Origin of the sequence: Leptotrichia sp. OH3620_COT-345, assembly GCF_003932895.1 — a bacterium.
Taxonomy (GTDB): domain Bacteria; phylum Fusobacteriota; class Fusobacteriia; order Fusobacteriales; family Leptotrichiaceae; genus Pseudoleptotrichia.
Window position 1 is genome coordinate 73742 of record NZ_RQYW01000001.1, and the last position, 13784, is coordinate 87525.

General features: G+C 28.1%; 10 protein-coding genes. 1 reads left to right on the forward strand and 9 read right to left on the reverse strand.

Going from position 1 to position 13784, the window contains the following annotated elements:
- Positions 1-118 precede the first annotated feature (118 nt).
- Positions 119-676 carry a hypothetical protein gene (locus EII29_RS00305; protein WP_125235546.1) on the reverse strand — a complete coding sequence of 186 codons (558 nt, stop codon included), beginning with the start codon at positions 674-676 and terminating at the stop codon, positions 119-121.
- A gap of 74 nt (positions 677-750) precedes the next feature.
- Complete coding sequence (locus tag EII29_RS00310; protein ID WP_125235547.1) at positions 751-1749, reverse strand: Gfo/Idh/MocA family protein; 999 nt, start codon at positions 1747-1749, stop codon at positions 751-753.
- A gap of 145 nt (positions 1750-1894) precedes the next feature.
- On the opposite strand from EII29_RS00310, the gene EII29_RS00315 reads away from it, so the two are divergent.
- A complete protein-coding gene (locus EII29_RS00315; protein WP_125235548.1) occupies positions 1895-3124 on the forward strand; it encodes an MFS transporter in 1230 nt (409 codons plus the stop codon).
- Positions 3125-3422: 298 nt separating this feature from the next.
- Here EII29_RS00315 and EII29_RS00320 read toward each other — a convergent pair whose 3' ends face one another.
- From EII29_RS00320 to EII29_RS00350, 7 genes are all read right to left on the reverse strand, one after another.
- Positions 3423-3911 carry a prolyl-tRNA synthetase associated domain-containing protein gene (locus tag EII29_RS00320; protein WP_125235549.1) on the reverse strand — a complete coding sequence of 163 codons (489 nt, stop codon included), beginning with the start codon at positions 3909-3911 and terminating at the stop codon, positions 3423-3425.
- Positions 3912-3935: 24 nt separating this feature from the next.
- Positions 3936-5372, reverse strand: a complete 1437-nt coding sequence (locus EII29_RS00325) for an aminoacyl-histidine dipeptidase (RefSeq protein ID WP_125235550.1) — start codon at positions 5370-5372, stop codon at positions 3936-3938.
- A 24-nt stretch (positions 5373-5396) separates the two neighbouring features.
- Entirely contained in the window at positions 5397-6905 is a 1509-nt protein-coding gene (locus EII29_RS00330; protein ID WP_125235551.1) for a YfcC family protein, read from the reverse strand.
- A 5-nt stretch (positions 6906-6910) separates the two neighbouring features.
- On the reverse strand, positions 6911-8680 hold the full coding sequence (locus tag EII29_RS00335; protein ID WP_125235552.1) for an NUDIX domain-containing protein: 1770 nt from the start codon (positions 8678-8680) through the stop codon (positions 6911-6913).
- A 96-nt stretch (positions 8681-8776) separates the two neighbouring features.
- Positions 8777-10156, reverse strand: coding sequence for a 16S rRNA (cytosine(967)-C(5))-methyltransferase RsmB (gene rsmB / locus EII29_RS00340; protein WP_233573206.1), 1380 nt, complete (start codon positions 10154-10156; stop codon positions 8777-8779).
- Positions 10147-11607, reverse strand: a complete 1461-nt coding sequence (locus EII29_RS00345; RefSeq protein ID WP_125235553.1) for a sucrose-6-phosphate hydrolase — start codon at positions 11605-11607, stop codon at positions 10147-10149. Before EII29_RS00345 ends, rsmB begins: the two co-directional genes overlap by 10 nt.
- 950 nt (positions 11608-12557) lie before the next feature.
- Positions 12558-13769: a tetratricopeptide repeat protein gene (locus EII29_RS00350; protein WP_125235554.1), complete on the reverse strand. Its 1212-nt coding sequence runs from the start codon at positions 13767-13769 to the stop codon at positions 12558-12560.
- Positions 13770-13784: the final 15 nt, after the last annotated feature.

A 13784-nucleotide genomic window follows, 5' to 3' on the forward strand; every position in this document is an offset into this window, starting at 1 on the left:
AATATTTTTTCTATTCCATATTAATTAAAATATTTTTATCTTTTAATATTTAAAATTTAAATTGTACCGTTTTAACAGGTTTTTCAGAAATTTAAAAACTTTTTACAAAACAAGTACATTATTCGACAGTTTCTACTGTTACCCCTGTCGCTCCTTGTGCCTGCTCAAAATTATTCCTGTATTCTGTAAGTTTCTGGATTACTGCTCCCAATCTTTCATTAAATACTCTTCCTGCAGCTGATTTTATAGTTTGTTTATCAATAGTATAAAGAGTTACGGTTTCATTTTTACTTGTTTTCCATGAGCCTCTTCTTTGAGCGCTTGCCGAAACTTCTTTAGCTATTTCATTTGCAAATTCTCTCATTTTTGAAGAATTAAAACCGGGTCCGCTTACAAGTGCTCCGCTAAGATAGTTATTCAAAACTTCATAGGCATAGTCTCTTGCTCCTGTCTGAACACCCGCTTTGGCATCTGATTCAGCTTTAGTAGTTGCTTCTTCTCCTGTCCCTTTTATCTTTGAAACGGAAGCTATCTCCACATCAAGATTATATTGTCCGAAAATAAGATTTTTAATTTCTTTATTTGTCAAAAAAGAAGTAATTTTATTATTTAGAACTTGTGCCGAAAAACTATTTATTGTTATTACCGTCATCAATAAAGTTATAATTTTTTTCATTTTTCCTCCTGTTATCTGATTATTAATTTTTTAAATTATACTATTCTTATCTTTAAATATCATTTGATTTTTTATTATTTTACTTTATCTGCAGGAAATATTATTCCTATTTTTTTTCTTGCTTCATCCATTATTTTCATAACTTTTTTCATTAAATGAAAGTTATTTATCGGCGATTCTGTTTTTCCTTCATTATATAAATCTATAAAATGTTTTAGTTCATAATACATGCTGTTTTCTTGTCCCGGTAATGTCAGTTCAGTTTTTTTATTATTATTTTTTCTATCTATAAAATATAATTCCGACATTTCTGATGGATGCTCTATTAAAAGTGAACCGTCCTCTCCCATAATTTCAGTAGGAACATATGAATTTGTAATTTTTGAAAATAAAACCGTAATATCCATATCAATGTAAGACATATTAATAATTCCCTGTGCATCTATTCCTTTTCCATTTTCAAGTATTAATCCATCTGCATACAGCTTTTCAGGACTTCCGAAAAGAGATACTGCAAGAAATAACGGATATATACCTATATCCATTAATGCTCCGTTAGAAAATTCAGGTTTAAAAGCATTTTTCACATCTCCTTTTTTATAATCTTCATATCTTGAAGAATGTTGACAATATCCTGTTACCATTTTTCTTATTTTTCCTACTTTATGAAGATTTTCTTTTAACACGTTGTATGTAGGAATAAAAGGTATTTTCATAGCCTCCATATATAATGTATTATTTTCTTCGGCTGTTTTTATAACTTCTTCCAACTCCTTTAAATTTGAAGTTGCAGGCTTTTCACATAAAACTGCTTTTCTATTTTTCAAAAAAAGGATACTCTGACTACTGTGGAAAGAATTGGGAGAAGCGATATACACTCCATCGATTTTATCACTTTCAGCCATTTTATCTAAATTTGTAAATATTGTATCTACTCCATATTTTTGAGCAAATTTTTTTGCTGTTTCCTCTGTTCTTGAATAAACGGCTGTAAGTTTAAAGTCTTTTATTTCCTTTCCTGCATCAATGAGTTTATCAGTTATCCAGTTTGTTCCTATTATTCCAAATCTCATATTTTTTCAACTCCCATAATTATCTAAATATATATAATTGTAACATATATTTTACTAAATGTCTTTAATTTATATTACGCTTTATGATATAATAAAATTAAAAATTTTTGGAAGAAAAATATGAAATATCTTCGGAGGTAATCCTATGTTAATAGAAAGTAAAGAAAATAAATGGAAAAATAAAATTTCTTTGTTTTTATTTAGTCAGACAGTGTCTACTTTAGGTTCGTCCGTTGTCAGTTTTTCTATTTTATGGTATATAACTTTAAAGTATTCTTCCGGAACATTTATTACAATACTTGTTCTCTGCACTTTTGTGCCTCAGATAATAATTTCTCTTTTTGCAGGAGTATGGGCTGATAAATATAGTAAAAAACTGATTATAATACTGTCCGATACTTTTATTGCACTGGCGACATTTACTGTCACCCTCTTTTTTCTTCTAGGAAACCGGTCACTTTATGTAATTTATGCCGCATCAATTATCCGTTCTATAGGAAGCGGCATACAGGCTCCCGCCATATCTGCAGTTATTCCTGAAATTGTTCCTGAAAAAAGCCTGATGAAAATAAACGGAATAAACAGTACCGTCTATTCAGCAGTTTCTCTTCTTTCTCCTGTAATAGGCGGGATTATTCTCGGTTCATTGGGAATAGTTTATTCTCTTATGTTTGATGTAGTTACAGCTATAATCGGAATAGGAATAATAAGTTTTCTGAAATTTACTGAAAATACAGATAAATCTTCTGTTCGGGAAACAGGGTTTTCACAATTAAAAGCAGGTTTGAAATATGCGAAAAATAACATTGTAATAAATAAAATGCTAAAACTCTTTATATTAATTTATATTATAATTACTCCTGTTGCCTTTCTATATCCTCTTATGATTAAACGTATTTTTGGAAATGATCTCTGGAAAATAACACTAAGTGAAATAGTCTGGTCTTTAGGAATGATTATAGGAGGTTTTATAGTTTCATGTATGAAAAATGTAAAAAATAAAATTAAACTTTTTCTAGCTATTTATTTTATTTTAGGAATTGATTTTTTTTTCTTAAGTACAACAACCGAATTTAATGTACTTCTAATTATTTTATTTTTAGGAGGAATTTTTATAATAATAGGAGATACTATTGAAACTACATTTATTCAGGAAAATACTGATTCGGAAATGATGGGACGTGTATTTTCAATGATACATTTTATAAGAGTTTTTGTATATCCTTTTTCAATTTTATTTTTTGGACCTCTTTCAGATAAAGTAAAAATAGAACATCTAATTTGTGGAACTTCTATTTTATTAATGATTCTTCCTGTAATAAAATTTTTCGATAAATCATTTATGGGAATGGAAAAAAAATCGGAAAATTTATGAGAAGGCTGTTTCAAAAGTCAAAAATAACTTTATAAACATAAATAATATATACTTTAAAAAATCAAAATTACTGTTTTTACTGAATTTTATAAATATTAAGTATATTCAAAATTTATAATTAAATATATTTTATTATCTTATGAAACAGCTTTCTTACATTTTATTTTCATTCTTTTTCCATATCTTCTAAAAAAGACAACTTAAGTTATCTCATATTTAAAAATATGATATTCCAAAAAAACTCATTTCGATTTGTTTTTCCCTCTGTGAGAATATCCTGCTATCCTCATAAAAACATTTATAAATCTGCCACTTTATATTCAAATCCTACTGAATTTATAAATTTCAAAATGTCTTTTGTAAGTAAAAATAAAGTTTTTGTATTATCATTAGGATGAAAACTCATTCTGTTTTCTTTTAAAATTCCGGCTTCAAAATATATATTTATATCTTTTTCAGAATTATTTATAATTCCAAAAATTGAAACAGTCCCGGGGTGAAGTTCCATTTTCTGAAAAAGACTTTCAGGAGAAGCCAATTTTAAACGTTTCTCTCCTGTTATCTCACTAAATTTCCCCATATCCAAACGATTTTTATCATCCATAATTAGAAGATAATAAGCTGTTTTTTTACTGTTCGTAAGAAACAGAGATTTTGTAAGTACACCTTCTATCCCTTCAACATATTTGTCAGCTTCTTCTGTAGTCATCGCAGCAGGATGTTCAATAATTTCAAAAGGAATATTCAACTTATTAAGCTCTGCATATACCTTTTCATATTCTTTCATTTTTTTCTCCTTGATTTTATCTGATTATTTTAATTCTTCAAGTAATTTCAGAACATAATCATAAATTTTTCCTGTAGAAGCAATATCCAATTTTTCATCAGGTGTATGAACATCCCACATATCCGGTCCTATACTTATAAAATCTATATCCGGATAGTTCTGATAAATTGCTCCGCATTCAAGCCCTGCATGTATTATTTCCACTTCCATATCATTTCCTGTTAATTTTTTCCATATTTCTACGGCTTTTTCTCTAAAAGGTGAATCTGAGCGGTATCTCCATTCAGGATATTTTGATGAAAATTCATAATTTCCTTCATATTTTTCAGCAATTAAAACTATGGAATTTTTTAGTTTGTCAAGTATTTCAGGTTCTGAACTTCTCATAGATATTGCCAATCTTATATTTTCCTCTTCAGTAGTTACTATTGCCAAATTATCCGAAGCTTCCACTATCTCAGGATATTCTTTCATCCAACTATAAACTCCTGTAGGAATTTCTTCAATAAGACCGATATACTTATCTAAAACTTTTTTTTCAATTACTCTATTTACAGTAGATATTTCTTCCACTGAAATTTCAACTTGAGGCTCGGATTTTATATACAATTCTTTTACTTCTTCCATTACTTTTTCAATTGACTCCTTTATATCTTCAATTGACGTAATAATTGCTTCGGCAACTCTCGGAATAGCATTATCTTTACTTCCTCCTGAAATTGAAACCATGTATATATTTGCTTTTTCATTCAATAATTTTAAAATTTTATTCATTGCTTTATTGGCGTTTTCTTTATTTTTATGAATTTCCGCTCCTGAATGTCCTCCTGCAAATCCCTGTAACTTTATTTTATACGTAAATCTTCCCATTATATCTATTTTTTTATAAGGAATAAGAATGTCAATATTTTCTCCTCCTGCTGAACCTGCTGTTAATTTTCCTTCTTCTTCAGAATCAAGATTAATAAGTATTTTTCCTTTTAATATTCCCGGTTTAAGAGCTAATGCACCTCCTAAATCAATCTCCTCCGATGTAGTAATTAAAAATTCCAATGGTCCATGTTTTAAATCTTTGTTTTCAGCAATAGCCATCATCATTGCGACCGCAATTCCATTATCGGCTCCAAGTGTAGTCCTATCTGCTCTTAAAATATTTCCTTCAACTATTAAATTAATAGGATCCTTTTTAAAATCATGATTACTATCTTCGGTTTTTTCACAAACCATATCCATATGTCCCTGTAAAATAACTCCCGGAACATTTTCATAGCCTTCACTTGCTTTTTTACGTAAAACGACGTTATTAACTTCATCCTGATAGCATTCAAGATTATGCTCTTTTCCGAAATTTATGAGATAATCACTGATTTCTTTTTCTTCATAGGAATTTCTGGGTATTTTTGAAATTTCTTCAAAATAATAAAATACTCTTTCCGGTTTTATATTTTCTAATTTTCTCATCAGTTTAATCCTCCTATATTTATTTTAAATTAATGTATTAATTATAAGCATAACAGCTGAAAAAGCAGCCATAATTCCAAACAACGGCATAACAAATTTCAACCATTTATCAAAAGTAACTCCTACCATTTCCAAAAACACAAGAACCAATCCTGTGGGTGCAATAAAAGACATTAATCCCTGTCCCCAGTTATAAGCATTTATTATAATTTCTCTTGATACTCCTGCCGTATCCGCCAATGGTGCCATGATAGGCATTGATAATACTGCAAGTCCTGAAGAAGACTGTATAAAAAATCCTAGAACGGAAAAAATTCCTAATTGTACTAAAGCAAAAGCACTGCTATTTATATTTGCAACTAATTGACTCGAATAATATAATAACGTATCTGAGATAAGACCGTTATCCATAATAATATTTATTGAACGCGCAAGTCCCACTGTTAATGCAACTCCTGTAAGTTCCTTTGCTCCTCCTATAAAAGAAGAGACAGCTTCTTTTTCCGACAATCCGGATAGAAACATAATAATTATTGCTACTGAAAGAAATAATGCCGACATTTCTCCAAACCACCATTGTAATACGGAAACACCATAAATCATAATAGGAAAAGCAAGAGTAAAAGCCACAAGACATAATTTTTTTCTTGTAGTAAATTCAACTTTAGAGCTTTTGTCAAAATTACTTAAAAATTTATTCCTAATTTCTTTTTCTTGATCATGTATTAAAGATTTTGCAGGATCTTTCCTAATTTTTTTAATATATTGATAAATATACAGTATAGTAATAACGGAAGCTAAAAGTAAAGTAATTATACGAAATTGAATACCCTCCGTAAATGAAATCCCTGCCGCATTGGAAGCAATAACCACGGAAAACGGATTAACTGTCGAAAACATAGTTCCAATAGTTGAACCTAAGGAAATAGCTGCAACACAAGTCATAGCATCAAATCCGTTTACTAAAAATATAGGCATTAAAATGGGATAAAACGCTATCGTTTCTTCAGACATTCCAAATGTTGTTCCGCCAATTGCTATTAAAATAAAAACAAAAAGTATAAGCAGAAACTCTCTTCCTTCAGTTTTTTTCGAAAGTGCATTTATTCCGGCATCAAAAGCTCCTATTTTATTGATCACTCCTATTATCCCGCCTATAATCAAGACAAATATTATAATGTCAACGGATTCCATAATTCCTAAAATAGGTGCCTTAACAATATTCAATATTCCTTGAGGATGTTGTTTTATTTTTGTATAACTTCCCGGAATCGCCATAGGTTTTTTTATAGTTCCTTTTGTAAACTTTTCAAGAGGTAAGTTTATGTTGTATTTCCTAAGAACTTCTTCTGTAGGTGGTTCGGAAATTGTTTCATCATTATGATCGGTTATTATAAATTCATTTGTTGCCGTATCATAAGACAATTTTGAGAATTTTCCCGCCGGTATCATATAAGTTAATCCTGCAACTATAATAAGGATTACAAATAGTACTGTAAATGCGCTCGGAAATTCAAATGTTTTCTTTTTCATATAAATCACTCCTCAAAATTTTTATTTTTATCTCTTATAAATTTTATAACTTTTTCCAAAATATCTCTTTGTAATTTATACGTTATCAACTTCATAGCTTCATTATATTTACACCATTTAAAATCTTCGATTTCATTCTTATCTATTTTTATATCCTCATTTTCAGTAAGACCTATAAAAAATACAACTTCCTTTAAAGTTTTTTCATTAGGTACATATTTTATACTTTCTTTAAAATCTTCCATTATTTTTATTTCCGTTCCGGTTTCCTCTTTTACTTCCCTAATTGCAGTTTCCTTTTCAGTTTCGTTTTTCTCCATATGCCCTTTGGCAAATCCCCAGTTTCCATTGTACATCTTTACAATTAGAAGTTTTTTACTATTACTGTTCAGAATTACTGCACCACATGATTTTTCATGCTTTATTTTTTCAGGAATACCGTATTTTTCACTTAAATACTTTATTATTTCTTCTTTTTCATTTTTCAGTTTATCTTCCAAAATATTTTCATATATCTCATTTTTTATTTCCCTTATATTTTTAGCATCAAATTTCAGATTTATCAAATCTACTCCTGTTATGTCCAAATCTCTTATTTCGAGTATTTTTCCCATTTCAAGTATATTTTCTATTCTTTTCTTAAAATTTTCAAGTGATAATTTGTTTTCATGACTTTTAAGTGGTTCTTTTGACAAAATATCCGATGAAAATAAATTAATAAGTCTTTCTAGGTTTTTTTCTCCTAAATCAATAATCAACTTTTTCAATGTTTTATCACTGGGAGAGTTATATACCAGCATATGGTTACTTATTATTTTCTTTACTGAAAAAATCATATCATTGGGGGCCCTCAGTTCTTTTAACCTACTTTCAGCTATAATTGAACTTTCTTTTTCATGACCGTAATAATGAAATATTCCCTCTTTATCAATAATTTTCACATTTATTTTACCTAAATCATGAAATAGTGCGGAAAATCTTGTAATTAAATCAAATTCACATAAATCCACTGTTTTTAATATATGTTTAAATAAATTATCCCTATGATACGGATTATTTTGATTAAAATCATATGTATATTTAAATTCAGGAATAATCATTTCAAGAACTCCCAATCTTTTCATCTCATTTAATGCTTTTTCCATATGTTGACCCAAAAGAATTCGGCTTAATTCGTCAAAAATCCGTTCCTTTGAAATTTTATTTAAAAATTTTCTTTTTATGAATATAGCTTCAGCAGTTTTTTTTTCAATCCTGAAACCCAATTTTGATATAAATCTGAATGCTCTCATTATCCTAAGAGCATCTTCTTCAATTCTTAATTTAGGGTTACCTACAAATTTTATAACTCCTTTTTCCAAATCTTTCTTTCCGTTGAATAAATCCACTAACCCCAACTGCTCATTGTAAGCCATGGCATTTATAGTAAAATCACGTCTTGCTAAATCTGTATCTATTGTTTTTACAAACTTAATTTTTTTAGGATGTCTACTGTTAAAAATTCCTGTTTCTTTTCTAAATCTTGCTATTTCATAATTTACATTGTTCACTTTTATCATCAATATCCCGAAATGTGATCCGACTTCTTTAGGATTAAATTCTGAAAATATTCTTTTTAATTCTCTATATTCAATATCAGTGGCAAAATCATAATCCTCGGGATTTTTTCCCATTATCAAATCTCTGACGGCCCCTCCTACAAGAAATCCTGTTCCGTTCTCATTTAATTTACTTAATATGAATTTTACATTGTCGTTGTTTAAATGAAATTGCATACCGATATTTTTCCTTTCTTTAAGTTAATATGTAGTTTTTCAAAAGAAATTTTCCATTTTATTCAAAGGTATATAATTACTTATTTGAAGATCAGATTACTTCTTTTTCAGTTTTGCTATATAAAATCCGTCCATATATTTATTTTTATGAGTAATATACACTCCTCCGCATTCATCTTTTCCTATATCCACATTTTCAGGAATACTTACTTCTTCAGTAATCAAATCATTATATTTTTCAAGAAAAGATTTTATGTTATTAGTATTTTCATTAATTAAAAATGTACATGTACTGTACAGTATAACTCCATTTTTATTTAAAACTTTGTAAGCACTGTCAAATATTTTTTTTTGAAGCTTTTTAAGACTTTTTATCTGCTCTAAAGTCAAACTGTATATTTTTTCAGGTTTTTTTCTTAACACCCCCAGTCCGCTACACGGAACATCAAGAAGTATTTTATCAAATTTCATATTCAAATTTTCTATTTTGCTTGCATCATTAATATAAATCTCAAAATTTGAAAATTTATATTTTTCTTTTATATCTTTAAGAAGCTTTACTTTATGCTCGTAAATATCTGTAGCAACTAACAGTTTTGGAGAAAAATTCTGCAATATTGCCAATGTTTTTCCTCCGGGAGCACTACATGCATCTAAAACTGTGTCATTTTCTTTTATTTCCATATTTTTTACTGCCAGATAAGAAGAAGCATCCTGTATTATTATATTTCCTTTTTTATATTCTTCAGTTTCAAATATATTTGAATTTGAAAGATAGTAAACTTCTTCCGTTGAAAATAATATCTCCGAATCAATGTCCGATAATATTTTTTTAAATTTTTCTTCTGTCAAATTTTTTTTGTCATATCGTACAGATAAGTAACTTCTCGTTTTATATGATTTCATTATATCCGTATATTCTTCAGGATAATCTGTTTTCAACTTATTTACAAACCACTGGGGATAAGAAAAAATAATACTTTCTCTTTTATCTTTAGGAATATTTCGAATTATTTCATCTTTATCCTTTAAAACCCCTTGTAATACTGCGTTTACAAAGCCGGACTGATGGTTGTTAAGTATTTTTGCAGTTTCTACTCCTTCATGTATAACACCTGCATTATCCGTATTCATAAATAATATCTGAGCTACGGATATTCTCAATAACTGTTTTATTTTCCTTTTCTGGACTGTTTTTACAATTTTACTCAGTATATAATCTATATATATTAAATTTTTCAATGTTATATTTATAATATTGGTTATGAACAATTTTTCCTTTTTAAGATAATTTTTTGTCCTAAAATAATAATTCAACTGAATATTACTGTATTTACCGTTCATAATATCATCAAATAAATTTATAATATCGATTTTTATATTATTTTTTTCTTTATTTACTGCTTTTTCTGAATTTTTTCCGTTTATTCCGTTTTTTGAATTTTTCTTATTTTCCATATTTTCTATTATTTCCATTCCCATTTTTCTATTTTAGCATTTATACTGTTTTCGGAAAAAACTGTTATCCCGTTTCCATCCTTATCAGGAAAAATTCTTGATGAAAACACTTCTTTTCCGTTATTTATAAATATTTCAATTGATGAATTATCTACAAATACAGTTAATTCAAGCTTATCTATATCTCCTAAATACACTTTTCTCAGACTTTTGTCGGACTGTCTGTTATGGCTTCTGTCCAATGTGAATTTTTTTTCATTATAGTCAAATCTTAAAACCGTTTCACAGTTTTTCCCTACTCTTAATTTTAATCCGAAGTTAGAACCGATATTTGTAAATTCAGCTTTTAATTCATATATCAATCCTTTTCCGACTTCTCTTTCTCCTTTGACCTCCGATAAAAATTCCGTTTTTTCTCCTCTGATTGTATTCATTTCTTCAATAGGAAGCTGATAAAGCTTTCCGTCCATAAATTTCAGTTGTCTAGGTAAAGTTAGACAATGAAGCCATTCATTTTCAATTGTAGGATAGTCTTCTTCTTCAGGTACTCCCATCCAACCAATTATAAGTCTTCTCCCTTTGTTATCTACCATTGTCTGAGGAGCATAAAAATCATGCCCCCTGTCAATTTCAATAAAATCAGATTCAATAATAAACTCAGGTTTCTCATAATTTAATTTTCCTAAAAAATAACCACTCTGATATTTGTTGTTGTACAAATCTCCTTCTGGTTTAAGTCCTTGAGGAGAAAATAGAAGTATGTCAGTCATTTTATCCGTTTTTTCATCTTTCAGCTGAAAGTAATCAGGACATTCCCACATAAATCCGAATTCTTTCAATTTTCCTTTATATGCACCTGCTATTTCTCCTTCAAATTTCCAGTCATATATATTTTCAGAACTATAAAGAACTGTCTTTCCTTTTAAATCACTACTTTGAATACCTAATACCATATAATAAGTTCCATCTTTTTCCCATACTTTAGGATCTCTTATATGCCTTGTATAACCGTCAGGTTGATTTATTATTACAGGTTCAATTCTTTTAAAATTTTTTCCATCTTGAGATATCGCTATACATTGATAAGAACTTCTATTACCCTCATCATCTTTTACATTGCCGGTATAAAATAAATAAAGTTTTTCATCTATTATTAAAGCACTTCCTGAATAAACTCCATTTTTAGTATATTCGGTTTCAGGTCTTAAAGCTGTTTTTTCCCTTTTCCAGTGAAGCAAATCCACACTTGTACTGTGTGCCCAATATTTAGCTGTGTGATCTGTTTTCAGTGGATTCCATTGATAAAACATATGGTATTTTTCGTTAAATTGGGAAAATCCGTTAGGATCATTTATAAGTCCCACTATTCCCTGTATATGATATTTCTGTCTCCAGAAATCGCTATCAACTTTTTTCTGTTTTTCCAAAATTGATTTTTCTTCGTTTTCCCTTACATACTTAAAATCCATATTTTCACCCCATAGCTATTTTTTATTTTACATATATAATATACCACATTTTAAAATAAAAATTACTAAAATTTGAAAAAATTACTCAAATATATGATAAATTCTTAATACATAATATAAAATATATTTATAGTTACTATTATGATAAATATAGTTGTTAACATAATAAATTGAGAAACTTCAAAAAACATTAATATATAAATTTTAATTAAGTATAATGATGATTTTCTTTGCTATTTTATAAATAATAATAATTATTAATAGACTATAAATGGGAAATATGATAAAATATTTAAAAAATATATGACTTAGGAGATAAATGTGATAATAATATTTTCTTTTTTATCAATTTTAATGATTTTTGTAAGATTTTACTCCATAATTTCAAATTTTTCTTTTAATAAGGAAAATCATAAATTTTCTGAAAGAATTACTGTTTTTATTCTTATATTTGAAATATTTATTATTTTGTTATTTATATTTTTCTCTTCTTTCGGATACTTACTGCCTCCTGCCCTTTTATTTCTAAATAGTCGGCAATTTCAATATTTTGTATTTGAAAATCTAAGTATATCGCTAGTCATTTATATTATTATAAATCTCTTTTTATTATCTACATATTATCCTTTAAATAAGGCTCTGAAATTTTTGAACAGATCTTTACTGATGTTGATTTTTCTAATTAATATAATATTAGGATCTTTGATATTTTCATTATAAATTGCTTTAAGTAATAATGTAGTTAAATTCTAGTTATATAAAATTAAAATAAAAGCAAAAATCCGATATTCAAGTTATTTCAACGAAAAAAATACGGGAATAAACATTAAAAAAACTATGCTTGAACAAAGAAGATTTTTTATTTTTCAGTAAATGGAATATTTTTAAGTATAAAATAATATGATTTAATAAATAAAAATAAATAAGGAGTATATACTCCTTATTTATTTTTATTTATTAAATTCTTTCACTCTACTGTTCGTAATTTCTTCAATTTCAATATTATAATTCTGTTTTTCTCTTGCTGTACTTTGCTTCGCATTTTTATTTACCGTTGAAGTAGCACTTAAATTCTTGCTATTACTTTCCAATGATTTTTTTACACTTGGAATATTTTCAGATTTTTTTGTTTGTGATAAAGTATTATCTATAAAATTCGAATTCTGCTTTCCGGAATTTAAAAACTGATTTACTCCGGATTTTCCACTTGCACTTTTATTTCCTTCAATTTCAGCTATTGCCTGTTTTGCATCACTATTACCATTTTTAGCTGCTATCTTATACCATTTTAAAGCTTCATTTATATTATTTTCCTTATGATATGAAATAGCTATAGGCATAGCAAGAGCTTTATTCCCTGAATTATAGGCCTTTGTAAGATACGGTCTTGCTTCAACTTGCCGTCCCGTATCAAATAATATAGCCCCTATTTCAAAATTTGCTTCCTTTATTCCACGATTAGCTGCCAGTTTAAACCATTTCACAGCTTCAGAATAATTTCTTGTCTGTTTGTTTAAAAGAGCAATCTGAATGTCGGCTTCTTTTATACCTTGTCTATATGCAGATTCAAACTGTGCCTTTGCTTCTTTGTAATTTTTTGATTTAATAAATCCGATTCCTTTATTATAAGCTTGTGCCCCCGGAGGTAGCTGACCGTTTTCGACATTTTTAGGCAAACGTGCCATAAGTTTTTCCGCTTCTACTGTTTTTCCTTCTTCTTTTAATATCATAGCCATATTATATATAGCTTCAGGATAATTTTTATCTACACCCATTTGTAAATATTTCTTTACTTTAGTACTGTCATTTAATCCGTAATAAAGATGAGCTAATGAAAGAATAGCTTCCTTACTTCCACTTTCAGCATCTTTTATGGCTTGAGAAACTTTTGCAGGATCTATTTTATTATCAATCAGATTTTTCTGTTCTTCGGGAGTTAAATTTTTTATATTCTCTTGTCCTTTATTTTCCTGCTTTTCATTATTATTTTTTCCTAAATTAAAAATATCTCCGCTTACTGAAGAAGTGATATTTCCATTTATTGGAGATTGACTTCCTGTTTCTTTATTTTCCTTAGGTTTTTCTTCTTTTTTACCTTTAAAACAAGATACGGAAAGCATCCCTGCAACAACCAATAATAGAAAAAATACCTTTTTTTTCACTCTTATCACCTTATT